We start from the raw sequence: 25981 nt of genomic DNA, 5'->3' as shown, positions 1-25981 counted from the left end.
GCCCTAAAAGTCTTGACAAAACCCACTCTATCCATTGTGCGATGCACGAAAGAAAAGAACAAACACCCCTTAAAATTTCATCTGAATTGAAAAGGGAAATATTAATCAAGCCTATAAAGGGCATTTAAAACCATTGTATTATGAGTACTATTAGAAATCACGTACAGTTAATCGGAAACGTTGGACAAGAGCCGACCATTACGAACCTTGAAAGCGGAAAAAAAGTAGCCCGCTTCTCACTTGCCACAAACGAGTATTACAAAGACAGTAAAGGCGAAAAGCAAACGGACACCAATTGGCATACCGTAGTGGCTTGGGGCAAGACTGCTGAAATCGTTGAGAAATATGTCGAAAAAGGTAAAGAAGTTGGGATTACTGGAAAATTAAAGACCCGAACTTACACCACCGACGACGGAAATCAACGTTACGTAACGGAAGTTGTAGCCGACGAAATCCTTTTGCTTGGAAGTAAAAACGACAAGTAATCTTAAAATTAAAGAGGGCGTTCCTCTGGAAAGTTGCGCCCTCTTTTTCATTATTCACACATTAAATATATGCACAATGAAAGCACAAGTTAACGAAATTAAAGAGCGGTTGCAATATTTTAATGGAACAGAAATGTTCTATCAAATTCCGCTATTGAAAACACGATTTACCGATGGATTGAAATATCTTTCCGAGGTTGCCGAATGTTTTTGGCTTATTACGGATGCTTCCGTAATTGCAAAAAGTCTGATGAACCGAAGCGAATTTATCACTATCGATTTTAAAAGGTTGCCCGAAGAAAAACAGGATTATACAGGCTACGAAGCCGAGATAATTTACAGCGATGGCAACGATACTATTTTGGAAAAACACGGCTATCGTGCCACCGATTTTCCACTCGATGAACTGCGGTTGTTTTTTGTAAATGATACGCTGATGCTACCAAGCGAATATTAGAAATGAAGCTATGGTATATCTCAATTTTACAGACTTGAGCGAGGAAGCTCAAAACCGACTTTTGGAAACGTCCAAAGAAGATGTGAAACGAAAATTTGGGGATAGTATTCGCAAATACGTGAAAGAAAATTATGGCTGTTTTGAAACAATGATTGAAGAAGAAGCACTTCGGAATTTATATTCCTATACCTACGTTTTCAATATATAGTTTTCAGCAAAAATGAACCAAGCACCTCTAAAATTTTAGAGGTGTTTTTGTATGTAATTATTTTGAAGTCAAGAAAAATACGTATCTTTATTTCGCTGAAATTCAGCATTCAAATTAAAGTAAGGTTATCCACTTTTCGACTTTCGCCGATACCCTTACACATCGAAAAATAACATATCGGAAAATCATTTTCCCTGAAAATGGCAATCGGCTTTTTAGCTGGATTGTATGGATTTTTGTCACGCTTGCACGTGACGAAAAGGAATAGCAAGAGGGTAACGGGCTGCGCCACGTTACATATTCCATTTTCGTTTTAATCCATTGATTTTTAACTATTTAAAATCAAGCAGGATTTAAAAATTCCAACAATTTGCGTCAAATGGTCTTGAAACACCAGTAAACAGGGATGGTTTTACGTCAAATCATTTAAAAAAGCGAAAGGAAATGGATTCATTCATCACTATCAGGTTCAAACGAAAAACTGCCAAGCGGTTTCAGGAATTTTCCAAAATGCACTTTAAAACGCACACCGAAGCGATGGAAAACATCCTTGATTTCTTTCTCTATAACGAGATTTCCCCACGAGAAAAATTTGGTCCTACAGGTAGAACTATTGAAGCCAAGCTCTTGAAAAGAATCAATGCTGTCATCGCCATAATGCGTGATGTAGAAAAGACACAAACCAAACCTACGGTCGCAATGTTGCAATCCCTTTTTGTGATGGAAGAACCCAACAAAAAACCATTGATAGTTGAAAAGAAATATGCCGAAGAAAAGAAAGAAGTGCGCCTGCCTGCCGGCGAGGCAGGCTTTCGCGAAAAGCGAAACATTAAGAACGAACTATAATTTTTCCAGCTATGTACATCACGATAACACCCCAAAAGATGGGCGGTAACTTTTCCAAAAGTTCAGCAGATTTTGTTGGCTATTTAGAGAAAGAAAATCAAGGTTTGGAACAGCAGGATATGGAACATTTTTTCAATCAATACGGCGATGAGATTTCTGCTGAGGAAGTCATTAAGGAAATCGATGGGAATACCGCCAAACTGGAAAAACACGAACCAAGATTCTACTCAATTACCGTTAGTCCTTCAAAATATGAATTGCAAAAACTTCAGAACAGTAGCAAAGATTTAAAACGATACACCAGAGAGCTGATGAAAGATTATGTGGCTTCATTCAATAGGGAAATCAAAGGGCGACCGGTCAACATAGATGACATAAAGTACTATGCAAAAATAGAGCACCAACGCACATTTAAAGGGACAGATTTTCAAGTAAAAGAGAACCAACCTTTCGCAACAAAAATACTTCAGCTGAAAACTGAAATCCGAAACGTTCAGGAAGGACGAGCAGAAGGAAATATTAAAAGGATGAAAAAGGAAATTGCCAAACTGGAACGCCAAGCACCACACCAACAAAATGGAAAACGGATTGTCCAGGGAATGCAAAAAGATGGAAACCAAAGCCACATCCATATTATCGTGAGCCGTAAGGATGCGTCCAACAGATTCAGCTTATCGCCCGGAAGCAAATACAAAGCGTCAGATGTAAAGTTGAATGGGCAAAACGTAAAACGGGGATTTGACCGAGATAAATTCTTTAAGAATGCAGAAAAAACTTTTGATAAGACTTTTGGCTATAAACGCAACTTTGCCGAGACCTACAAAGCCCGAAAGGATTTTGTAAAAAATCCCAATCTCTATTTCGCTGCCTTGATGAAACTACCAGCTAACGAAAAAGCCTTGGCTTTTAAAATGATAGCAAAAACGGGATTACCGATAGTGCCAAATATTCCAGTTAGTCAAACACAGATTGCACTTAGGGTTCTTAAACGGTTGAGACGTGGTGCTGAAATAGCAATTAAATCGAGTTCCATTGGAATTTAATGTGTATGCAGGTAGATAATTTTATAACGACACTTTCAATTATTGGTCTGGCCAGTATTGTTTTCTATGGAATGTTTCGGGTAACTCGATATGCATTCATCGTTAATTTTCTCGTGCTTGGTGCGATGGTATTTTATTTGAACGAAGAAAACGCATTGACTCTTATTGTTCTCTATTTAGGTTGCCCTCTCATATTAATTAACATAGGAATGTATGTTTTTCTACATAAAACTGACAAGCCGTTAAATGGCGATAGCAAATATCAGGTCAGCTTTGCCACCACTAAGGGAAATTTCAAATTGGATAACATCAAACGAGGTGCATCCATCATTGGTTCTGCCGGAAGTGGAAAGACCGAAAGCGTTGTCTATGGATTTTTGAAACACTTCCGTAAAGAAGGGTTTTGTGGAATTATCCACGACTATAAGGATTTTGAACTGACCGAAATGGCGTACCCGCTTTTTAAGGATAGTGATATCCCTTTTAAGGTTATTTCCTTTGATAGAATCATCCATCGGGTTAATCCTATTGCACCACGCTATTTAGAGAATGAGGAAAGCGTAAACGAGGTGTCGCGGGTATTGATTGAGAACCTATTAGAGCAAAGAGAAAGTGGCACAACTGGCACGACAAAATTCTTTAATGATGCTGCGGAAGGTTTGATTGGTGGGTTGATTTGGAAACTGAAAACCACCTATCCACAATTCTGCACACTTCCACATTTAATTGCCATCTACCAATATCTGGACACGGACAGCCTTATCCAGTTCTTGGAAACCAATACCACATCGAGGGCAATGGCAGATGCTTTTATAAGTGGAAAGGATTCCGACAGACAGACAGCAGGCGTAAAAAGCACGCTGGCCAATGCGCTAAAGCGAATTAGTACACAACGGATTTTTATGGCGTTATCCGCAGATGAAGTGCCACTCAATATAAACAATGAGAAAAATCCAGCGGTCATTTCAATAGTCAATAACCCAAAATTTGAAACGTCATATTCGCCAGTAATCGCAACAATTATACACACCATAACCAAACAAATGAGCGTGCGAAATTCAAAACCATCTTTTCTGCTGATGGAAGAAGCGCCGACCATTCGTCTATTAAATATGCACCGTATTCCGGCAACGTTGAGAAGTTACGATATCGCAACCATTTATGTGATGCAGGACAAAATCCAAAACGATATGATGTATGGCGACAAGGCGAGTAAAGCCATATTGAGTAATTTATCCTATCAATTTTTCGGTAAAGTCAATGACCCAGACACCGCAAAATATTACGAACGCTTTTTTGAAATCATCAAGGATCCTACAAAAAGCATAAGTCGTGGACATAATCTTGATTTTGATACACGGATTACCACGGGCGAAAAGGAAATTCCCAAGATTCGAGCAGATGTATTTTTTAGATTGAAACAGGGCGAATTTATAACGTATGCAGATGGGAAGGATAAGAAGGTGCAATTCAAACTATCTAAAATCGACAGGCAACTACCAGAAGAAGCGAAGCAATATTCAAGTGCAGATATGAATGCTAATTTTGAGCGGGTTTATGCTGAAGTGCGGTCGATATTTAGCTAAAGAATTAAAAAAGTTTCAATCAAGGTTAATAGTTGAAATATCTTTTCCAAACTTATTAATCAACTGCTCATCACTAATTTTTTGAGGAAACGCCATAGCCAAGAGGTGTTTTGGCCTTGACATTGCCACGTAAATAATACGTTTCTTTTCTTTAATAAATCCGTCAGCATCAGGCTCTAAATCTCTAAAATTAATATTACTTGCGTGGTTCTTTTCGTCGAAAAATATAAGGATAGCATCCAACGTTTTTCCTTTGACTTGATGGACTGTGGTTAGCGAGCTTGTTTTGTCAATATCTACTCGGTTAAAATGAGCCGAGACAGGCTCAGTTCTCGTAGTCTTAGCAAAATATTTCGAAGTTTTCTTCATTCCAAAATCTATATCATAATCGAGATTTAGAGCTTTCTTTACGTACGCTGGGCATAGTTGAGACCAGTCCTCTATCGTATTTACAAGTTCTGGTAACCCTTTAACAAATTTTATGATACGGGCGTTGTTTAGATAATCTGTTTTTAGTTCAGCTCGCAAATGTCCAAAATCAACAAAAGACAATCCTCTATTTTCCAATCGAATTACAATGTTCCTTGCAATGTTGATGGCATCTTTTAAATTTTTATCATCGTATTCTATTTTGGCAGCAATAAGGTCGTAAGCTAATGCGTTGTGCCAAGGGCGTTGTTGTGCATCTCTACCCAACATTTTGTTTCTGATACTATTACCTCGAACTACTACCTTAATTTTTTTTAAGTCCTTACTCGCGCAATATTCTTCAAAATGATTTATGATTTTGCCTCTATCGCCATCCTTATATTTATAGATAAGAATAGGCTCTTCCAAATCAGTTTTGCAGGCACTTAATATAGTTCGTTCATCTTTGGGTCTCAATAGAGAGAAACAGTCAATAATATGTTGTGGCGACCTTCTGTTGTTTGATAATTCTAAACCAACATAATCATCGCTATTATATTTGTCTAAAAATAATTGTGGGTTGGCATCTCTAAATTCGTATAGGCTTTGATAAGGGTCGCCAATAAATTCAATATTCTCTAGTCCTTGGCTATTTAATTCTTCGAAGATCTGATGTTGCATAAGTGAGTTATCTTGTGCCTCATCGACAATTATGTGTGGAAACCTACTCGCTAGCCATTCACAAATTTTCGGATTTTTTCTTAATAGCCGTAATGCGATGTATGCGGAATCATTAGTGGTTATAAGCCCATTTTTAAACTGCCATCCTTTGATATATTTGCAATATTTTTCAAATACTTCCAAATCGACTTTCTCTTCCGAAGGTGCGTTTCCGTTTACAGAATAGCTTCCATCCGGTTCTAATCTTATCGTAGATGGTAAATACTGATAATAGATACTTCTTCCGGACATAGCTTTTAAAGAATTCATTGGGTTTTTGAGACCGTCTACCAATTGACCTTTCTTGTTTGTGTATTTCGTTTTCCAGAATAAATCTAATCGAGTATTACTTTCCAAAATCTGAGGCCTGGCAAAATTTCTCTCAAGAAGATAATAAAATGGCAAAGTAATGTAGGTATTTATAAAGCTATCAATCGTGCTAACCAAATTTGGGTATTTTAAATTATTGCCACAAAGCTGATTGTACGTAAGATTAAGTTCATCCTTTGCCGCATTTGTAAAAGAAATACAAGCAATTCCTGAATGGTTACCATAAGTTTTTTTATACTCATCTTCAAGATTGATTATTTTTTGAGCAATCGCAGTTGTTTTACCACCACCTGGGCACGCATTTAAAACAACTTTGCCTTTAGCATCAAAATATGCTTGCAATTCATCTGTAACATCCAATTCCATATTTACCCTCTTAAATGCTTTAGACTTTTTCTAATATATTTTGGAATTACAAATTCTTTTCTGGCACGTTTTAGGTTTTTGAGAATATAAAGTGAGAAGTTTTGAGAAAACTCGCCTTTAGCCGGAAACGACTTCCACAATAGTAATGCTACTTTTCTTTTTTGATCTTCGGTAAGTTCTTCGTCAATCACGGCATCTACATAGTCAAGGATGGATTTCGTCTTTTTAGGCCTAATTTTGTTGATGTACTTAAATAGAAAGTTATTTTCAATTTCCTCTTTTGTGTTTGAGATATTGGCAAGTGCCAATTCATATTCAAGAGTTTTTTCAGCAGAAAATATTTTAATAGTGCCTTTGCCATTAATTGCGGAAGTGATATTAGGAATTCTCGATGATACGTCTGCCGCCTGAATTGAATCATCCAATTCATCCAGCTTTTCATAATCTGTTGCAAGAAGTTTCTTAAAAGAGTATTCTTTTTTCTTTGAGTCAGAAAACTTGTCATCGTCCGTTAAAATTGAAACTGGTTTGTCAATAGATTTATGTGGCTGCTTTGAATTAAACAAGTGGATAAATGGATAAAAACTTGTGCCACCAATATTGACCAGCTCTATTCTGTAATCTTCTAAACGGTATTTTTTTATTGCTGTAAAGGCCGATATTAAAAGTTCTTCAGAAATACCTTCGACAAATAGTACTGCTTTTGCAAACAAAAGTTGAGATTTTGTCACGTCTATATACCTTTCTAATTGTCTTCGTCTAAATCTGAAATTGGCTTGGGTCAATTCTTTATCCCTAACGGTATCTTCTATAATCTTTTCACTAACCCTATCTTTAAACTGCTTGCTCAACTGAAAGGCTTGGCCATCTAAAAGTATCAAATTCTTTAAAGGAACTTTTGAAGTTAATGTTGGGGAATGGGTTGTTATGAATAATTGGCTGTTTTTAGATTTACTGGAATCCCTCAAAAAGCTATATAAGCTCAGCTGAAGTTGTGGATGCAGGTGTGCTTCTGGTTCCTCTATAAGCAGGGCGAAGTGAGGTACCTTATTATCTTTTATTTGGTCTTTAATATCGCCAAGAACTGTTGCGATGTAAATGAGATTATTTTGCCCTAAACTATTCTGCCAAAGTGAAAATCCCTCGCCTGCCAAACTATCCCTGTCGTGTGGAAGAAATGGTTTTATGGCGTTTACTATATATTCGGTTTTTGATTGCTCTATTTGAAGTCCAATCTGGTTATCTCTAAAGCGTTGATAAATTCCAGCGAGATTATTATTTACGCCATCACGGGTTTCCGAAACTTCGACCTGGGCTAACAGCTCATCATTTGCAGTACGCATAATGCCCTCGATAACATCTTCCGTTTCGTTCTTTTCAACACGCCTTTTAATAACACGACCCAAAACATTTCCTCTATTAGTTAATAAGTCCTTGGTACTATCTCTTAGACCGCTCAAGTAATAATGTTGAAAAATCGCAAATGTACTATAGTCTGCTTTTTGACCTTCAACATTTCCTGTGTAATAAGATGAAATAGGGTATTTCCCGCCTTTATCCTCATAAGTCAGCGCAACTTGTGCATACTCATTTGTGTCATTTTCAGGGTCAATCACCATATACTCATACAATGCACCTCGCTGTGACGCCGATAATCCCTTGAACTGAAAAACTAATGAAATCTTATCCGCTCTCGTTATAGTTAAGTTGTCCTCAGCATCCCTTTCTATAGTTTCGTGAAAGTCAGAAAATCCAACAGAGATATCTCTAATGGGTTCGCCCATATTGTAGAGCAATCTAATAGCATCGATAACTGCCGATTTATTACTTCCATTTTCCCCAATTAGTATATTTATACTACGATTAAAATTGAGTACTATTTCTTTGATACCCCTAAAATTTTTTATAACAAGTTTGGATAAATACATACGTAAGTAGATGGTTAGTTAAACTTGTAAATTTAACAAACATTTTCCTGCATTTTGAATTGGTGTATTCTTTTTATGGTTGTTCAAACCAATTCCCACAATTTAATTTCAATATCTTTACTGTTCGATTTTAATTAAAGAATGCCAGAAACAAACCGCATAGAATACAAACGAGAATTGTCCGATGGTCTTGAAAAAGAGGTTATTGCATTTCTGAACTACCGTGAAGGTGGTATTCTATACATTGGTGTTGATAAAGACGGAAATACCTACGGTTTGGCAGATGCAGATAACGACCAGTTGAAGATTAAGGATAGGCTTAAGAACAATATCCGTCCTTCTGCTTTGGGTTTATTTGACATAGTGAGCGAGGAAAGAGATGGTAATGACATCCTAAAAATTATTGTAGCCAGCGGTCCTGAAAAACCCTATCATCTCAAAAAATATGGGATGAGCGAAAAGGGCTGTTTTATACGTTTGGGCTCAGCAGCTGAACCGATGCCGCAAAAGATGATAGACGAGCTGTTTGCTAAACGTACTCGAAATTCCATCAGTAAGATTAAAGCAGGGCGACAAGATTTAAGCTTTAGCCAGTTGAAAATCTACTATGAGGAAGCTGGCTACACTCTTGGTACTGCCTTTGCGAAAAATCTGGAACTGCTTACTGAAGATGGCGCATTCAATTACGCCGGCTATTTATTGGCCGACAAAAACAATACCTCTATAAAAGTTGCCAAATATTCAGGCAAGACCCGTACTGACTTAATAGAAAGCAATGAATATGGCCACGAATGTTTAGTAAAGGCTACTAAACAAGTGATAGATAAAATTGCGGTCGAGAACAGAACCGCGACGAAAATCACAGCCAAAGAGCGACAACAAGCCAACCTTTGGCATCCCATCGCTTTGCGTGAGGCAATAATCAATGCCTTTGTGCATAATGACTATACCAATGAGATTACCCCAAAGTTTGAAATCTTTACGGATAGAATCGAAATCACGTCGGCTGGCGGTTTGCCTGAAGGTTTGAGTAAACAAGAATTTTTTGAAGGTTTTTCAGTCCCACGGAACAAAGAACTGATGCGAATTTTTAAGGATTTGGAACTGGTGGAACAGTTAGGTTCTGGCATCCCTCGTATTTTGGAGCATTATGGCAAAGAGAGTTTTGGTTTTTCCGATAACTTTCTCAGAATGAAGTTTATGGTTAAAGAAACTACTCTTGAAGAAGGTGGTCAAATAGGTGGTGTAATGGGTGGTCTAAAAGGTGGTCAAATAGGTGGTCAAATCGAAAAAACCATAGATGCTATTTCAGAATTAACTCTTAGGCAAAAGCAAGTACTGAAATTGATTGCCGAAAATAACCGCATAAGCCGTTCAGGAATAGCAGAAGTCCTACATATAAATGAATCCGCAATTCAGAAGCATCTAAACAACTTAAAGGATGCTGGATATATAGAGCGTCAAGGCGGAACAAGGGGTTATTGGGAAGTTAGGATAGAAGACAAAAACTAAAGACAGAAGTGGCCAATAAAAAAAGACAGCATTACATATCCCAATTCTTACTAAGAAACTTCGCAGTTGCAACGAACTCAAAATCAATCCATCTACATCAAAAAGGTACGGGTAAATTTGTTAAAAATGCCCCAATCAAATCTCAGGCTCAACAAAAATACTTTTACGGGGAAGATGCAGTTTTCGAGGATTATTTAGCACATAGTGAAAATACGGCTTCCAAGGTTATCAATCAGATTAAAAATTACAATACCCTTCCAAAAGTAGGAACGAAGGATTATTCCTTTTTACTTCATTTTGTGATGATGTATGCTTTTAGAACAAAAGCATCCGTGGCAAATACAGAAGAAAAAATAAATTCTGGTATTCAGAAAATTGCTCAATTTGATAAAACTTTAAGCAAAATAGATTTTTCAAAATGTAGAGTATCACATCCAGAACCAGCTGCATTTAACTTAGCCTATAATATGGATAATTGGGTCATAACCGCCGATTTGAGTTTAGGCTTGATAAAAAATGAAACAGCAACAGAATTTATAATTTCGGATAATCCATTTGTGCAATTTAATCCTATCCAATTATCCCGAAAAAGATTCCCTAATAATGGTGGTCTATTGAGTACCGGATTGATAATTTTCTTCCCAATTTCGCCGAAGTTATATTTAATTTATTATGATAAATGGGCGTATAGAGTAAATTTTGAAAATGAGGGTTTGTTGTCTCTAACCGATGATTATGATATTCATAACCTTAATCTTTTGCAAGCAATATCGGCAGAAGAGACAATCTATTTTTCATCAGAAAAGAAAACTCAATACATCAAGAACTTAACTGATGAAGCCTCTTGGCACAAGTTAGATAAACATATTAATGATGACGTATTAGATAAAGCAAACCCAGATAAGAAATTATTACTTTCATATTACATTGAGCATTTACATAATCCTGAATTTACATTTCTTAAACTGACCGATGCTGCTCGAAATGGAAAAGATAATATAGGTATGAATTCATATCGTAATAATGAAATTGTCGAATGGATGAAAATGGATAAAAGTTACCTTAAGAAGACCAAAGTAATTTAGAGGAAATCAAAAAGGCGATTTATCCTTTGAACCTCTCGCATCTGCCAACCACTTTCCATCCTGCTTGACCAGTTTGAAAATACCAGGCGTTTTGTCATAAGCTGTGGTATATTTTACCCAAGCCACGTCGCCCATAATCGTGTCCTGCAAAACAGCAAAATTGGAATCATCTTTTGGCGTAGCGTTGAACATATTTATGGTATTCATATAGTTAGAATACGCCTGTGGTGTAGAGTTGGCTTTTAAGGTTTCTTCATCCTTTTCATAGAAACTTTCGATAACAACTTGGGCTGTGGCACTTGGTCCTGAAACTTTAGTTTTAGAATCGGCGCACGAAAAAAATAGTAGCACGAGTGTGAAAATTATAAAATTTTTCATAATGACTTTAATTTGGGTTATTAATATATCTGTGCGATAGTTTCATTTCAATATTCCGTTCGCCATCCTTTTCATTCAGTTCTAAAACTGCCCTGCGGTCATTGGATAATGAAAACTTGGGCAAAATATAAACGAACCGTACCGTTTGACCTTCTACAATTTTTGAAGGCAGATTATGTTTGTAAATCGGCTCTTGATACAGACGTTGTAACGATTTTCTTTTTCCTTTTTGTCGCGTTTCAATCGAAAGGTTCAGGAAATTCAAATCGTAATCCAAGGTAGAATTATTCTCAATTTGGATAACGAAATAGAGCTCTTCTTTATCAAAAACGATATTCTCAACACTCAAAACAATGCCTTCATTTCGCTTTTTGATTCGACCTATACGCTGTTTTCTATTGAGCAGATACGAGCAGAATTTTTGGTAATAATAGGTTCTGTTATCTACACGTTCTTCAGAGGATTCAGCAGGAATTGAATCAGTTACAATCGGCTTTTCATTCCCGATACTATTGGATGCCGGAATGAAATAATTGAGCTTAGAAAGCTGTTTTTTATACCTTACAATATACGAAAAAATTGAGCCATTTCGGTTGACTACCAGTAAATTACTTTCCTTTCCAGGCTTGGCTTGTAACAAGCCAAAATACTGTTCTTTTTCACGATTGTAGGTAAAGACAAAATTATCTGAACCAGTTATGCCTTGCCGAATAGGTTCTGGGAAGAATAGTGCAACATTCTTGGTATCGTTGGCATATATGGTATCTAATTTTATAGTTGTTTGCGCTTTCGCGAAAGCGAAAATAAATACGGTTAATATGGAAATTGTCACTTTCATAACTTGGGTTTTAGAATTAATCTGTAATTGTTCAGTACGGTTACTTTTACCCTTCGGTTAGAGCGCCTGAATACTTGTGTAAGTCCGCCAACTTGTGGGACACTCGGGATATTTATATCACCAATAACATCATCGAGCACCTCTCTCGTAGCTTCTTCCCTAAAGTTGTTCTCAACATAGATGCCCTCGCTACCGTCTTGTAAATCGAATGCTTTGAGTTTAGTGGGATGGTGCTTTATGTTTTCAATCTCAATCAATGCACGATTGGGCTGAAAGCTGATAAACCCAAAAATCGGTGTGTTCTTTGGCATCAGTTTGCCATTTATTGTAGCAGCTTTGGTAAGGCGCATCCGTAATCGGGTATTTGCCTGAACAATTTGGTCGCCATCCACGACTACATAAATCGTTTCGTCTGTATTGCCGATAATTGAAACTTCATTGGGCTTAGGATCGGCAGCAAAGAACAGTTGATGTTCCAAACCAAGTTCCTTAGCTTCAATTTTTTGTTCTCTTTTAACTTCGGCTGAATCCACATTTGGTACTGTTTTTTGAACAGCTCGCCTTTGCCTCAAATTTTGATACCGCTTTTCGGAATACTTAATCTTGCCAGCATCATAGATACTGTCAACAATGCGTTCTTTTTCACGTTCCGGTAAATCTGGGTCGTAAAAGCCCAGGGAATCAATTAGCTTTTCATCATAGATACTGGGCGCGTTGGTTTCACGCACTTCTTTGAGGTCGTTAATTGCATCGAGCTTGGACTCGTATTCCTTCTGGTTTTCTTCCAAATCAGGGACTAAAGTCTGTTGTAGGCTTTCGTTCTCGCTGTCATCATCACCCATTACCATTACGGAATAGGAAATGAGGAATATGAAAATCACGGCCAATACCGCTGCAAATACTATTTTATTTTTCTCAACTTTCATCATTCAGTTTTTTTAAAGTGTTCTCGAAATAGTTTGTAATCAACAATCCGTGCGGATTGTTGGGAAAGTTTCGGTCCACCATAATTAGGTTTCCGGTGGAAACCAATTCGTAGGTGTCGATGATAGAACCTCTATTTATTTCAAAAATGGTCTTGGTAGTGAAACTGTACGTACCGTTGCTTTCTGAAATTTTTGAATCAATACTCAATACCTTTTGCACCAATGAATATTGAAGCAATCTGTTATAAACGCCATCCGCTTTTTTCTGACGGTACAGATTATCCACAGAACTATTGCCCAACCAAAGCGCCTTTTCCAAATTCCGTTCATAATTGCTCGCATCGATGTTGTAGAAGTAGTTGTGGAACAATTCCAGATGTGCCAAAGCTTCCACCCTGAAATTCTCTTTTTGGGTAACGAGCTTCAGCGGAATAATACTACCATCGGTATTTATCGCAAAAGCACTATTGAGCGCCTTTTGATTGTTGTTGAATACCATCCAAACTGAAAAGGTGCTGGACAGCAACGCACAGACGACGACTGCCAAAACGATAAACCGATTTAATTTTAGGACGTTATAGATATTTTTGTAGGGTGTTTTCATTTTGAATTGAATTAGTTGGTAAAGAGTCTGAGCGTAAAGGATGTGGCACGTCTGTACAATTTGAATTTCAGGAAGACGATAAAGCCAACAGAGCCCAATTGAACGACAGGTGCAAAAAAGCCTTGACCTGTATCTGTTCCAAACAGGTTGACCCAGAAATTGGTGTTGATTTCAGTATAAATAGCATTGATAAACACATTGACCAAGAAAAATGCCGGCACGAGCATATAAACGGCAGCATAGAGTTTAAAGAAAGTATAGGCGAGCGAACGGAACTTTTCAAAAACCGCTAAACTAATGACCAACGGGAAGAACGCTTGCATTATCCCCAAAAGGAAAAAACGCTCTGCCAAGAATAACGGATAGATGAACAAATCCAATATCCAGAGGATGGTACTTAGGATAAAAGCCAATATTTTGAAACCATATAGTGGTGTTACCAATGCCTCATACAAAAGCGTCATTGCGGAACTTGCGGCATCAAAGAGGCTTACATCTTCCTCTAATGGAATATCCTGCATTTGCAATGGAAGTAACGCAGGTGCCGTGCCCCTATATTGTCCCTCGATGGCCACCAATATCCCATCAAAGAATCCTAACACCTGCGTTGAAAATATGACCAATAGGACAATGGCAAAATTCTTGGCCAGTTCGCCCGGACTCAATCCCCAAGTGTAGCCGTCCTTGTCTGCAATACCTTCGTTGTATTTTTTAAGGATGTTTACCAAAAAGAATAGGACAGCGAGCGTTTTCATTCCGGCAATAGTATATTGCGAAAAGTCGCTGGCCTGTATGGTCTGGAAAACCGTATCAATGTATTCCAACCCAATCCCTAAAATGATGGTCGCTGTCATTGTTAATATTCTGTTTCGCGGTTATTGACTTTATCCTGCATTTTTCTGAAGGAAATAATATCACGATAGCGTTTTGTCTTCGTAGTGATGTTGGAAACCATTTGTTTAGATTCCAGTTCTTTTGCTTTCAATATTTCGGCACGTTCGGCATCGCTCATTTTTAGATAATCACTTGATAGGACTTCGTCTATAAAATCCACCGTGTCCAATGAATTTTGTACAATGGTTTCAAAAGAGGCTACAACCCTATCAATTTCTTCGGGTTTGATGTAGGGCGAATTCAGAATATCCTGAAGGTCATTCTGCATTACATTGATAAGGCGCTGATTGTTCTGTGCGATTTCCTCAACCGCCCTAAGCTGTTGGACAACGCTCGATACTTTTTCAATAGCTTCTTTGGCATCCTTCAAGAACTTTACGGACTTGATCATTTCTGCCGTCTGTTTACCCGATTCCAAAAGTTGCTTTACCAAGCTGATAAAGTTGGTGTTGTCATAAACCGGCATTCCTTGAGCGGAAGCATCTTTCGGCATTAAAAGGGCAACCACTAAGATTAGCCCGAATGACAATGTTTTAATTTTTGTCTTCATAATTTTATGTTTTAGATGTGAATTGAATTATTGCTTTTTGCATATCCTGATGCTCGTTGTAGAACTTCATTATTTCTTCGTTTTCTTTGCCATCCGTTAAGTAGGCGGCATACACTTCTTTCGGAACTTCAAGACGGAAAATGTTGCTTTCCCTACCTATTTTGATAAACATTTCGGTGTATTTGCGCCGTCCGGTAAGGTTGTTCTTGATGGATTTTAACTGATTTAGGTCGTGACTGGATAGGTTGAGCCTTTTGACCAATTCGTCATAGCCTTTTTCGTTGTTCAAGCTGTAGATGACCTGTGTGTTTTCAAGGATGCTTGCAGAAGTAGAATTGTTTGGCAGCTGATTGATGGATTGTAGAATAATACCAATCGCACCGTTCTGTTTTCTGATGGCCTGATAGTAGAACTCGACACTTTCCAGTACGTTATCAAACTTCAGTTGCTTGGCAAATTCATCGAAAAGGATGATGCCTTTTTCAGCTCGGTTCTTCCAAATCGTTCTTTGGATTGCTGACTTTATCAATTTCAGCATTACGGACAGGATTTCCTTATTGTCCTTCACTTCATCCAGTTCAAAAACAATCAATCGCTTGTCCTCGATTTTATAGGTCTGGTCTTCACTCACTTCAAATAGAAAACTGTATAGACCATCGCCGACATATTCTGACATTACGTGTAAAAAGCTTGTAACATTGAAGTAGTCGGGATGGATTTTTAAGGTGCTCAGAAGCTCTTTCTGATTCCTTTCTATAAAGCTGTAAAAACCATCCAAAGAGTGGTTTTCTGAAGTGCTGTCATAATAATGGCGCAGTATCTTTTTGACCGACACCGATTGCGCTTTTGTCACTTTCAAATCAGATGCGAACAGCTCAAATAGGAAAACTGATAAGTCTTCCAAACGTTCGGGTGTCAGGTCATTTGTATTACTTATGTAGAATGGGTTGATTCCAAGATTCTTTCCGCTTTCATACCGCAATACGGTATACTTTTCTGGGTAGAGTTTGGCAAACTTAGTGTAAGAACCACCCAAATCGATAATGACCAGACGAACGCCACTTTCAAAGTATTGGCGCAATATATTATTGGCCAAAAAGGATTTGCCTTCACCTGTTGGTGCAAAGATGGCGAAGTTCCGAGCTTTGATGCGCTTCTTGCGCTCGTCCCAAACATCCTTCAGCACGGGAATGTTATGCTCACGGTCGTTGAAGATGATGCCAGTAGCATCGGACTTGTAGTTCGTGTTATTTATGAACAGGCACAGGGCGTGCTTTAAATCGGTAACATATAAATCGTTATTCGAGAAATTGGATGAAAAACAGCAGTAACTATTTAGGATATAGTTTTTTCGTTCTTCGCCTCTTGGATAGTAGGGGATGATATCCAGTTCCTTGAACTCGGTTTTGATTTTTGAGGTAATCTTATCGAGCGCATTGGCATCTTTAGACCAATACACAATATTGAGATGACCACGAATGATTCTGGCATTATCATCGGCATTAATTTGGTCCAGGATGTGCTGAATTTTACCCAGTACCACTTTGTTCTGCGACCCGAAATTGGAACTTTTATTCAGTTCTTCAATTTTCTTATCCAGAAGCTTACGCCACTTCTGTTTGTCATCGAGATATAGTATTTGGTTGACAATATGGTTCTCGTTAAGCGTAAGCCCTAAGCCATCAATAAACCCTTGATGAAACACAAAATCGTCAGATGTGAATTTCTCATTGGTCTTGCTACTCTGTACACTTTCGCCAAAGCACAGTTCGCTATTGATGGCCAGGGCATCAAAATGGTTTTCGCCTATATTGACGCTTTTTTTATCTAAGATGATGTCGGTATCAAAGCCTTCGTTGAAACCATTGAAATAGCCATTCGTGAGTTGCTGAATCTCTTTCGCTTTAAGCGAAATAAATTCCATTTTTCGACTGTTGTTGATGAAGGAAACAGAATCACTTACTGAATTGACAAAGCTCTTAACGTTGTCATTGAGTTCTTGCACAATTCCCTTGGAAACCTTCCGGAACGGATTGAAATATTTTGAATTATTAAGTGCTTTGTTTTTGGTCAGGATGAAGAACAAATAGCATTTATGTTCTATGTGGCCACGACCTTTAAAATGCTCGTGCGTTACTTTTTCCAGAAAGGTTGTATTTGGAAGTTGTTCCGAAGAATAGGATTTCTTCAAATAGATATCCTGTTTGTGAACCACAGTCCCAACAGGCAGAGATTTCAGAGCCTGAAACCAGGCACCGTGCATATCCTCAAAATCCTTTTCGGACAACGAATAAATTTCAGGTAGATTCCCTTCATAGCACAGAACGACATTGCCATTATTGGCAAACACGATATTGTCCTGAATATCTGCAATGGGTTGATATTTAGAAAGGTTAATCTTGTTCATAATTAAAACCTGAATTTCTTTTGTTGCTGATTATTTTAGGGAATGCATTGGAAGTTTGAAATAGCTGAGGGTTGTAGGTTATTCTTGTCAATGCCACATAGAGCGCAGCGTTAAAAACCAGTACGCCTATAATTATCCCAAAGCTGAAAGAGAATATGATGATGAGCAACGAAGCCAAAATGGAAACCATCAGTAAGGCAAACAGAGAAATGGGCAGCCCAAAAATAACCGCCCGTTTCCTGATGTTTTTATAGACCTCAAACCGTTTCATTTACACAACTATTCCTATGAGGTAAGTGAAGATGCCGACTACTGCACCGGCAATCAAAACAAAGACGAGAACTCGGGTAATCCCTTTTTTTAGGTCTGCATTTTCGCCAAAGAAATGTCCTGCATTAAAGAGGAAACCAACAAGGAAAATGACACCGAGTAAAATGGGAAATACAGTTCTTATAGTATCGCCCACATCGTTAACGGAATCTTCAATGCCACCAATTTGAGCAAATAGCGAAGTGGATAAGAGCGAAAAAAAGGATGCTAAATAGAGTGATTTTTTCATAACGTAACAGTTTAAATTTTTGTGTTGTTTTCGTTATGGGAAATTTACATATATTTGAATATAAATAACTGAAAATCAAATATTTGTGAATAAAATAATATTTGGTTTTGTTTGAATTCCGTTGCTATTATTTGGCATCAAATTCTATGAAATTTTGAAGTGAAGTTGTTGATAACCCGAAAATTGAAAATGAAAAAAGTGCTCAAAAACGTCAGTTTTGTGATTTTACTTTTGAAAATGTGCCTCATTTTCGGACAAGAACCAGATGCTCAAAAAAGAATAATAATTGATGTTGGCCACGGTGGAAAAGATTCTGGTGCGATAGGGATAAATGGCATCCAAGAAAAGGATGTGGTACTTAATATTGCAAATGCCATTTTGAAGTTGAATGATGAGTTAGATAAACCTTTGGAAATTTACTTAACCAGGTACACCGATACGCTCATTTCTTTATCGGATAGGACGAAGTTGGCTAAATCATTGAAAGCAGATTTGTTTGTGTCGCTGCATTGTAATCATTCGGATAATCCAAATGCACGAGGGATTGAAGTTTATGTGGCAGTTGCAACATCCAAATATTCTGATGATGCTGCTTGGCTTGCTTTTCAAATGCAAGCTGCACTCAATAAAGAATTGGGATATGAAAGTAGAGGTGTAAAGTTTGCCAAATTCCAAGTGCTTCGGGAAACTATTGATAATTGTCCCTCTATACTTTTGGAATTGGGGTTTTTGAGTAATAAAGATGAAGGACTACATATAAGAGAGAAAGATAATATACTTGCGATGGCGTTATCAATTCTTATTGTTTTACAATTTAAAAAATGAAGTTATGAAACAGTTGTTCAAAGAAGTTTTCATTTCAATGACAGATATATTCAAAATATTGTTTGTGGAATTAAGGTCCGCAGTCAAAGGTATGTTGAAAAAGGGCAGATAAACAATTAAGGTTTAGAGGGCTTCTTGTAATAAAATTAGATTCTGTTTTTTTTGATTTTCAAATGCAGTTTTTGCTGCTTCTGTATAAAAATGGTGTTCATTCAAAAATTTTACATTCAATTTTATCCATTCATCATCTGTGAATGTCATATCCAGAAAAGTTTCCCATTCTTTACGCAGCAATCGATTTCTCTCTGAAAAAGTGGTCATTCCTAAATGGCTTAAATCTGCGTCGTTCAATATTTTTTCTAATAGATTTGTTGGCTCTCTTCCCATTTCCGTTGAAAGGATAGTATTTTCCACTATCTTGATTTTCTCTTTTGGAAAATTCTGTTTTTGCAAAAATTCTCTTGCAATTGTACAACTTAACTTTTCGTGACCTATTGTTATTTCGATGTTGCCGACATCGTGAAAATAAGCGGCTATCACTACCATTTCTCTTTCCACGTCTGTCAGGTTCGATTTTTGTGCAAGGAAATTTGCATTATGAGCGACTTCTGCTGTATGCCGATAGTTATGGAATTGTAAAGAGCGACACCTTCCGCTTTTTAAAAGTTTTTTGCAGTGTTTTTCTGTCTTAATAATTAATTCAGTGTTCATTCTATACCAACTTCTTTTTATGACTGTAAAAAATCAATATGCCCAATAGTGCAACACTCACTGCCGTTGCGGGAATTGTTCCCAAGTCCATACCGCCTTCAGCCGTCGTCTTTGTAAGCAAATCGCCAAATGTTGCGCCGAATGGCCTCGTGAAAATAAACGCAATCCAAAACAAAATGATATGGCTTATTTTGGTGGTGTAATGCAACAAAACAACAATTACAATAACACCTGCGGTTACCAATGCACCTTGCAAATAACTCAAGCCTACATTATCACTTAAAAAATCGCCAAAGGCTGTGCCCAAGCTGTTAGAGAATAAAATTGCAATCCAATAAAACAGTTCCACTTTTTTATTGAAAATGGGATACACTTCAATTTTTCCAATGGTGCTTTTCCATATCCAAAGGGTGTTTATCAATAGTGTTATCAAAATCAATGATCCTGCGAGGTAGCCTAAATGCAATGTCCTATCCATAAAATCCGATATTTCAGTACCTACGGTTGTGGTGCCGACAATGACCAACCAAAATAACAATGGAATGTACTTTTTAGCCATTAATTGTATTGCTAACACCAACAGAAAAAATACAGCGGTAATGGCAAGACCAATCGCATATCCTAATTGTAGCGTATGTGCCAAAAGGTCGCCCAATGTTTCGCCCAATGTAGTTGCGATAATTTTCATTATCCAAAAGAGCAATGTAATCTTTGCGACTTTGTTTAAACCCTCTGAGATAACTTTTGCCTTTTTCATTTTAGCGGTTTGTTTCGTCTAACAATTTTCGTTTTTTCAATACTTTCAAAATCAGATAAATCAAGGTTGTGATAATTGCACCATAAAACCAAAACTCAGTTTCAAATTCAAAAGGTTCTTTTTCAACCAAATCGCCCACCAAATCGAAAATCCAAAAAAGTAGAAATATTGCGCAAAGCCCATTCTTTTCCTTTTTGAGTACTTTTTTAATACTAAAAGCGTATTTCGGTTTTGTATAATTTTTGAGAGATGGAATAAATGCTGGAACATTCTCTGCCCAATCTAAATACGTTTGCCCGAATTTATTCCGTAGAAAATTTTCTTCGGCATACATTATACGCTCATAATAAAAAGCATAGAAGAAAATAAAAGCAACTGTAAACCAAGCATTTTCAGTAAGCATTGCAACACCGAGCCACATAAAGAAGTTTCCGAGATATAATGGATGCCTCACTACTGAATAGATCCCTGTGGTATTCAACTCATCGGCCAATTGTCCACCTTTTGTATTTCTTCCCGATGTATTTTTAGGTGTATGCCCAACGGTAAAAATTCTGATTGCAAGACCGAGCAAGCTTACGCCAAGACAGATATACTCGAAACTTTCGGACAACCAGGTTTCAGGTGTTTCAATCTCATAATATTCGGTGTAGATGTATACCGATAGTCCAATTCCTAAAATAATTAAAGGCAGATAACTTCTGTTTTTAAATAGAAAATCGCCCTGTGTTTTTAATTCTTCTTGTAATGCCATTTTTGTTAAAATTTAAATTTGAAACCTACCATATGATTGCCCTCAAAATTTGAATAGGTCAATTCCATATGCTCTTGTTGATACTCTGTAGTGAATAATAAATTGCTTCCAAGACCGATTGCAGCACCTGCAATTACATCGAGTATATCGTGTTTGTTACTATCGATACGGCTTGCAGCTGTAAAGCCTGCTAATGCATAAGATGGTATGGCATATTTAAACCCGTAACGTCTATGCACATATCCTGCGCTATGAAAAACCGTTGAAGTATGTCCGGATGGAAAAGCGTTATCATTGCTCATATCCGGTCGCTGTTTGTTGATGGAATATTTTAGGCCATAGGTTACGCCTACGGTAAGCAGAAGGCCTTTAGTAAACTGCCAAGCCCCTTTTTTATCACCAATTATAAAACTTGTTCCTAAAGTTGCGGCAGGCAATGCAAATAAGACGACATCACCAATTTTTTGGGTTGTACCAATTTCGGGCTTTGTTTCGCTCGTATCTTGAGCTTGTATTTGAAATGTTACAAGGCTAAAGAATAAGCTAAAAAAGAGTAAAAACGCTTTTTTTAAAAATGCTTTTTTCATCTGCGTAATCTGAATTGTTATCCAAAGAACGCACGAGATTTGATGTAAATTTTAACAGAGTAGTGCAGAACAATTAATCTGCACAAAATAGGTAAATTTAGGAAAGACTATTTTTGAATTGAGTAGGTGTTAAACCCTTATGTTTCTTGAAGGTTGCGTTAAATGAGGACTTGGAATTAAATCCAACATCCGTAGCAATACCAAGAAGTGTAAAATGATTATTCTGGTCGTTTTTAAGTCGATTTACGAATTCTTCTACACGATATTCATTCACGAAATCTTGAAAACTTACATTCATATGTTCATTCAATACTTCCGAAATATATTGGCGTGGAATATTTAGTTTATCTGAAACATCGACAATTGATAATTTGTTATTGAGATACAATTTATCCGTTTCCATTGAGCGAACTAAGTCCGCTTTGTATTGTTCAATTAGTTTTGGATTAAGGTTGGAATTTTTGTATTTGCTAATTTCAACATTTGGTAGGACATCTTTACCCTTACTTAACAATTTGAACGCTATAAAATAAAACAAAAAGGCAACGACCAATAGAAGATAAGTGTTGAAATTCTTGTCATTAAGAAAAGGTAATTCAACTTTAATAAAAACATTCAGTAATTCATCTAAAGATGACAAAGCAAATATCAATGCTATCGGAATCGCAAAATAGATTATCCAATGTTTCGTTCTGGTAGTCAGGATTGAATATATTATCAAAGCCAAATACGCCACAAATGTTAACTCTATAATGCTTTCAAATATTTCAACAATTGAATTTTCTTCAACCATCCATATTTCAAGCGCTTCAATAAAGAAATAAATGATATTAGGCAAAAAGAAAAGGTAATCAAGCTTGGCGAATTTTTCTTTCCCATTTTTATAGTATCGGAAAAACAGGAATAGGAATGTTACAAATAGTGAACTATCGAACAGAAACCAGTCTGCATCTTGAACAAATAGGTTATTATCATCATCGCCTGCCACATACAGTAGCACTGAAATCAAACTTCCAAAGAGCAACCAAAACGTAGTTTTCTTGTATTCTTTACGATTGATAAACAATACCGTAAGGACAAAAACACCTTGTATTAAGGCAATTATTTGTAGTGTTTTTAGCATTAAAAAAAATAATTATTTGGCAAGATATTAAAATTTGCGACTACGGTTGCCGTTCCGTATTGCTTTGCGTCAATTACATAAGTCAACGAAAAAAACGGTAAATTATTAGATATGGGATTTTGTTCAGTGTAAGTTTCTCATTGGCAGATTACTTTCTTTTATCCCCAGCCCCTTTATCAAAGGCAATCAAATTAAAGAGTTCCCGCATCCGGCTACGGACTCGGTTGCCATAGCGTTCTTCCAATTCTTCAGCGTTTAGATTGGTAGTGGCGTGGGTCTTAATTTTACGTTTCGTGTCAAGATAGAGCTCGTATCGGGATAATAGTACTTCGCCCATAACGTTCAAATCTTTACCGTAGAATCTTCCAGCGGGTTCGACACCCAAATCATCAAAACAATAAAATTTGGTGTTGCCATATTCCTCAACCGTTTTAAAGCCAAGATGATTGAAACTAAATGTGACATTCCGACAGGGAATCATTTCGTAAGGTCGTTGCAAGGGTACTAAATGCCGTAGCAATTTCATTAAACAGGTCTTTCCACAACCTACCGGTCCAGAAAGCAAGATGCCTTTATCCACGTCGATGCCGTAGGTTTCGCAATTTTCCTTGTCCTTGATGAAATATGAACAGAGCGTTAGTAAAATATCTTTGTCCTCATCATAAATCCTGAATTTCTTTCCGAACAACAGTTTGCCCTTGGCATTCAGGTAAATCAGAATTTTCGGGAAGTCGTAGAGAACGCTTTTACCATCGAATTTTCCCAACGAATATTCCACACCACCTTCGGTAATTTTAGAGGGGTTGTCCATAGTCTTTGTTTTTAGTGGTTCGCAAGTTGTCCTTGATTAGGGACGCTTGTTTTTTGTTTGGTTTGTTTTCTTCTTCAAAAAGTTCGGTTCTATCCATCCAGTTTGTGGCCAATGAGCGCCAATCCCGTATCGGTTTTCCGTCGCTTGTTTTCCATTCCCGGTCGGCATAATGCTCGTAGAATTTTTTTGCTTCATCAGCATCAAAATCTTTTTCTTCAAAAAATAAAATAACGGCCTGCCTGCCCTTTGGCTGTTTTATATTGTTTTCTTGTTTGATATTGTTTGTATTAGATACCAATGCTTGTCCATCTATGGGACGGTGTTGGTACACAACCTGTCCGTTTTTGGGATGGTGGTGTCCCTCAAGCGGTACACCTCTGGGATGGTACTGTTCCGCAAGCTGTTCTAAAATGGGATTGTACTGTCCCGTAACCCGTTCATCACTTGTCCCAATAATGGCCATCTTGATTTTGCTGCCTTTGTATGGATTGTTGGAAGGAAAGTAGGATAGGTACAGCCAAGCATCCAAATCGACAATACACCTATGGTACGTAGATTTTGAACCAATCTTGGCAACGCGCATCAGTTCCCTACGGTTCACGTAGAATTCATCCATAAACCGAGAGCTGTTCCATTCTTGGAACAGCGCCATATACAAACTGATATGGGTAGGGTTTAAGCGGTCATCAAAATAGAACTTTTCAAAAGCCGCATTAAGTAGCTTTATATAGTTCATCGCTTAAGAATTTAGACCGTGATGCACACGGTTGGCATCCATCACTTTTTGTATTTCCTCTGTATCATAATAGATAATCCCACCTACTTTGGTATAAGGCAAGGTGCCATTGATGCGAAGATTTTGAAGTGTGCCTGGACTGACTTGAAGTAAATCCATAACCTCAGAAGATTTGAGGTACTTCTTTAGTTTCCCGCTGGCTTGTCTGGTAAGTAGTTTTTTGATGTCATCGAGCAATTCCATTTTGAATTCCCGAAGATCGTCTGTGGTAATAATACTTGTCGGCATAATAGAACGGTTTTAAAGAAAAGGGCTATCGATGATTTAAAATTTTTAATTGATAGCCCCTGACTTGATTTGACTTTCGTTCTACAAATTTGAATAGGTTTATTGGATTTTATTCCCCAGTACGACCGTACTACGGTTAAAATTTAACATCTTGAAATTTGTTATGTTTTATAGTGTTTTGAGATAATTTTTATGAAATGATGCTATCAAATCACTCTAAAATTTATGGTAAATTGATGCGGAACTCGATTACCGTAGGTCAACCGTACTACGGTCTTTTTTTAACAATTTGAAACGTAATATTAATAGAGAAAATTATGGGTTCATTCCTCGCTTTTATCCATTTCAGAAAGAAGCGATGTGCTTAGTTCATCAAGAAATAGCGTTCGGCTTTTTTTCCTGTTTTTGATGTCCTGAAAGGTTTTGTAGATGTCCTTTGGTTCAATATTAAATAGTTGTTCCAACTTTTTTGAAACCTGCATAATGCCTTGATTGTTTTGTTTTCCCAATCCTTTTGAACATAGTGCATAGAGCAGTTCCACATAATCTGTGTTAGAAAATGGCCAATCAATTTTTTCCATTGGTTTGATGCTATTGTGTTTTCCGTTTAATCCGTTACGAACCCTATCTTTCTTTTCATCAAAATAGGTCACTAAATAATCATACGCCTTGTATTTGCCCAAAAGCATATCTCTTGGTGTGCAAAATTCAGGGTCTTGAAAGTAGAATTTGGATGTTGTAATATGAAAGGTTTCGAGATAATCCCTTGTGTAATATTCCTTGTCAAAATGCGTAGCACCAGAATTGACGTATCGACCAAAATCTATGTTATAGAGAAAGAAGCGATTTAATTTGTTAATTTTCCTTTTAATGAACTTTAACTGGCAATCTTTATTGCCTTTGGGAAATTGAACTTCAAACGAATGGATTTCTGAAAAGTATATGAGCCGTATTAGAGGCACCTGTTTTGTTTCTTTAAAGAATTTTATTTCTTCTTTGATGGATTTAAATTCTTTATTGAGAATTTCATTTTTGTAGAAGCTCAATAATTTGCGGCAGGCTTTTATAGAACGTACCGCACAGTCTAAAATATTTTCGTTTTGAACTCTTATTTCATCCAGATCCTCTAATAACTTTTTTGATAATAATTGTGAGTCCATAAGCAGGTACTTTTAATATTGAAACCATAGTAATGGGATTTAGTTGATAAGGTTGGTTAGATGATGTCATAGTCCTGCAAAATGGTATAAATGAAAGTC

The 25981-nt window shown here is 37.1% G+C and carries 28 protein-coding genes; 9 read left to right on the top strand and 19 right to left on the bottom strand.

Translation table 11 applies throughout. The features are described from left to right. Positions 1-140: 140 nt before the first annotated feature. The 6 genes from G5B37_RS07090 to G5B37_RS07065 all read left to right on the top strand — a co-directional run bounded on the left by G5B37_RS07090 (position 141) and on the right by G5B37_RS07065 (position 4625). Complete coding sequence (locus G5B37_RS07090; protein ID WP_041495866.1) at positions 141-485, top strand: single-stranded DNA-binding protein; 345 nt, start codon at positions 141-143, stop codon at positions 483-485. A gap of 76 nt (positions 486-561) precedes the next feature. Further along, on the top strand, positions 562-942 hold the full coding sequence (locus tag G5B37_RS07085; protein WP_164679351.1) for a DUF6876 family protein: 381 nt from the start codon (positions 562-564) through the stop codon (positions 940-942). A 10-nt stretch (positions 943-952) separates the two neighbouring features. Continuing rightward, complete coding sequence (locus G5B37_RS07080) at positions 953-1150, top strand: hypothetical protein (protein WP_072316413.1); 198 nt, start codon at positions 953-955, stop codon at positions 1148-1150. 444 nt (positions 1151-1594) lie between these two features. Then, complete coding sequence (locus G5B37_RS07075) at positions 1595-1996, top strand: BfmA/BtgA family mobilization protein (RefSeq protein ID WP_175017404.1); 402 nt, start codon at positions 1595-1597, stop codon at positions 1994-1996. 11 nt (positions 1997-2007) lie between these two features. Further along, entirely contained in the window at positions 2008-3039 is a 1032-nt protein-coding gene (gene mobB / locus G5B37_RS07070; protein WP_164679350.1) for a MobB family relaxase, read from the top strand. Between the two features lie 5 nt (positions 3040-3044). Then, positions 3045-4625 (top strand): type IV secretory system conjugative DNA transfer family protein, encoded by a 1581-nt coding sequence (locus tag G5B37_RS07065; protein ID WP_164679349.1) that lies wholly within the window; start codon positions 3045-3047, stop codon positions 4623-4625. Positions 4626-4640: 15 nt separating this feature from the next. Here G5B37_RS07065 and G5B37_RS07060 read toward each other — a convergent pair whose 3' ends face one another. Both G5B37_RS07060 and G5B37_RS07055 read right to left on the bottom strand, forming a co-directional pair. Then, positions 4641-6449 carry a UvrD-helicase domain-containing protein gene (locus G5B37_RS07060; RefSeq protein ID WP_164679348.1) on the bottom strand — a complete coding sequence of 603 codons (1809 nt, stop codon included), beginning with the start codon at positions 6447-6449 and terminating at the stop codon, positions 4641-4643. Positions 6450-6451: 2 nt separating this feature from the next. Then, the gene (locus tag G5B37_RS07055) at positions 6452-8377 is read right to left on the bottom strand and encodes an ATP-dependent nuclease (RefSeq protein WP_164679347.1); all 1926 of its coding nucleotides are present in this window, start codon (positions 8375-8377) and stop codon (positions 6452-6454) included. Positions 8378-8518: 141 nt separating this feature from the next. On the opposite strand from G5B37_RS07055, the gene G5B37_RS07050 reads away from it, so the two are divergent. Both G5B37_RS07050 and G5B37_RS07045 read left to right on the top strand, forming a co-directional pair. Then, positions 8519-9889, top strand: coding sequence for an RNA-binding domain-containing protein (locus G5B37_RS07050; RefSeq protein WP_164679346.1), 1371 nt, complete (start codon positions 8519-8521; stop codon positions 9887-9889). Between the two features lie 8 nt (positions 9890-9897). Continuing rightward, a complete protein-coding gene (locus tag G5B37_RS07045) occupies positions 9898-10974 on the top strand; it encodes a DUF4238 domain-containing protein (RefSeq protein ID WP_164679345.1) in 1077 nt (358 codons plus the stop codon). Positions 10975-10980: 6 nt separating this feature from the next. Here G5B37_RS07045 and G5B37_RS07040 read toward each other — a convergent pair whose 3' ends face one another. The 8 genes from G5B37_RS07040 to G5B37_RS07005 all read right to left on the bottom strand — a co-directional run bounded on the left by G5B37_RS07040 (position 10981) and on the right by G5B37_RS07005 (position 18130). Further along, on the bottom strand, positions 10981-11352 hold the full coding sequence (locus G5B37_RS07040) for a hypothetical protein (protein WP_164679344.1): 372 nt from the start codon (positions 11350-11352) through the stop codon (positions 10981-10983). 7 nt (positions 11353-11359) lie between these two features. Further along, positions 11360-12190 (bottom strand): DUF4138 domain-containing protein, encoded by an 831-nt coding sequence (locus tag G5B37_RS07035; RefSeq protein ID WP_164679343.1) that lies wholly within the window; start codon positions 12188-12190, stop codon positions 11360-11362. Beyond that, positions 12187-13116 (bottom strand): conjugative transposon protein TraM, encoded by a 930-nt coding sequence (gene traM / locus G5B37_RS07030; protein WP_164680898.1) that lies wholly within the window; start codon positions 13114-13116, stop codon positions 12187-12189. Before traM ends, G5B37_RS07035 begins: the two co-directional genes overlap by 4 nt. Then, the gene (locus G5B37_RS07025) at positions 13106-13720 is read right to left on the bottom strand and encodes a conjugal transfer protein TraK (protein WP_164679342.1); all 615 of its coding nucleotides are present in this window, start codon (positions 13718-13720) and stop codon (positions 13106-13108) included. The genes traM and G5B37_RS07025 overlap by 11 nt, the downstream gene beginning before the upstream one ends. An 11-nt stretch (positions 13721-13731) precedes the next feature. Continuing rightward, positions 13732-14574, bottom strand: coding sequence for a hypothetical protein (locus G5B37_RS07020; RefSeq protein ID WP_067030851.1), 843 nt, complete (start codon positions 14572-14574; stop codon positions 13732-13734). A 2-nt stretch (positions 14575-14576) separates the two neighbouring features. After that, on the bottom strand, positions 14577-15164 hold the full coding sequence (locus tag G5B37_RS07015) for a conjugal transfer protein (RefSeq protein WP_164679341.1): 588 nt from the start codon (positions 15162-15164) through the stop codon (positions 14577-14579). A gap of 4 nt (positions 15165-15168) precedes the next feature. Continuing rightward, complete coding sequence (locus tag G5B37_RS07010; protein ID WP_164679340.1) at positions 15169-17571, bottom strand: TraG family conjugative transposon ATPase; 2403 nt, start codon at positions 17569-17571, stop codon at positions 15169-15171. 271 nt (positions 17572-17842) lie between these two features. Continuing rightward, positions 17843-18130: a hypothetical protein gene (locus G5B37_RS07005; RefSeq protein ID WP_099647829.1), complete on the bottom strand. Its 288-nt coding sequence runs from the start codon at positions 18128-18130 to the stop codon at positions 17843-17845. A 189-nt stretch (positions 18131-18319) separates the two neighbouring features. Between G5B37_RS07005 and G5B37_RS07000 the strand changes: the two genes are divergently transcribed. Further along, the gene (locus G5B37_RS07000; protein ID WP_164679339.1) at positions 18320-18955 is read left to right on the top strand and encodes an N-acetylmuramoyl-L-alanine amidase family protein; all 636 of its coding nucleotides are present in this window, start codon (positions 18320-18322) and stop codon (positions 18953-18955) included. A 123-nt stretch (positions 18956-19078) separates the two neighbouring features. On the opposite strand, the gene G5B37_RS06995 is transcribed toward G5B37_RS07000, so the two are convergent. From G5B37_RS06995 to G5B37_RS06955, 9 genes are all read right to left on the bottom strand, one after another. Beyond that, the gene (locus G5B37_RS06995; RefSeq protein WP_164679338.1) at positions 19079-19666 is read right to left on the bottom strand and encodes an HD domain-containing protein; all 588 of its coding nucleotides are present in this window, start codon (positions 19664-19666) and stop codon (positions 19079-19081) included. 1 nt (position 19667) lies between these two features. Further along, positions 19668-20423 (bottom strand): COG4705 family protein, encoded by a 756-nt coding sequence (locus G5B37_RS06990; protein ID WP_164679337.1) that lies wholly within the window; start codon positions 20421-20423, stop codon positions 19668-19670. Between the two features lies 1 nt (position 20424). Further along, on the bottom strand, positions 20425-21177 hold the full coding sequence (locus G5B37_RS06985; RefSeq protein ID WP_164679336.1) for a methyltransferase family protein: 753 nt from the start codon (positions 21175-21177) through the stop codon (positions 20425-20427). Positions 21178-21182: 5 nt separating this feature from the next. Then, positions 21183-21764 carry a phosphatase PAP2 family protein gene (locus G5B37_RS06980; RefSeq protein WP_164679335.1) on the bottom strand — a complete coding sequence of 194 codons (582 nt, stop codon included), beginning with the start codon at positions 21762-21764 and terminating at the stop codon, positions 21183-21185. Positions 21765-21861: 97 nt separating this feature from the next. Beyond that, positions 21862-22887 carry a helix-turn-helix domain-containing protein gene (locus tag G5B37_RS06975; RefSeq protein ID WP_164679334.1) on the bottom strand — a complete coding sequence of 342 codons (1026 nt, stop codon included), beginning with the start codon at positions 22885-22887 and terminating at the stop codon, positions 21862-21864. A gap of 148 nt (positions 22888-23035) precedes the next feature. Then, positions 23036-23698, bottom strand: a complete 663-nt coding sequence (locus G5B37_RS06970) for an ATPase (protein WP_164679333.1) — start codon at positions 23696-23698, stop codon at positions 23036-23038. After that, positions 23682-24434 (bottom strand): hypothetical protein, encoded by a 753-nt coding sequence (locus G5B37_RS06965; RefSeq protein ID WP_164679332.1) that lies wholly within the window; start codon positions 24432-24434, stop codon positions 23682-23684. Before G5B37_RS06965 ends, G5B37_RS06970 begins: the two co-directional genes overlap by 17 nt. 3 nt (positions 24435-24437) lie before the next feature. Then, positions 24438-24722: a helix-turn-helix domain-containing protein gene (locus tag G5B37_RS06960; RefSeq protein ID WP_041495894.1), complete on the bottom strand. Its 285-nt coding sequence runs from the start codon at positions 24720-24722 to the stop codon at positions 24438-24440. A gap of 323 nt (positions 24723-25045) precedes the next feature. Further along, positions 25046-25882: an RteC domain-containing protein gene (locus tag G5B37_RS06955; RefSeq protein ID WP_164679331.1), complete on the bottom strand. Its 837-nt coding sequence runs from the start codon at positions 25880-25882 to the stop codon at positions 25046-25048. Positions 25883-25981 lie beyond the last annotated feature (99 nt).

The sequence above is a fragment of the Rasiella rasia genome, assembly GCF_011044175.1.
GTDB lineage: Bacteria > Bacteroidota > Bacteroidia > Flavobacteriales > Flavobacteriaceae > Marinirhabdus > Marinirhabdus rasia.
The sequence above is the reverse complement of the archived record's forward strand: the minus strand, read 5'-3'. Positions and strand labels throughout refer to the sequence as shown.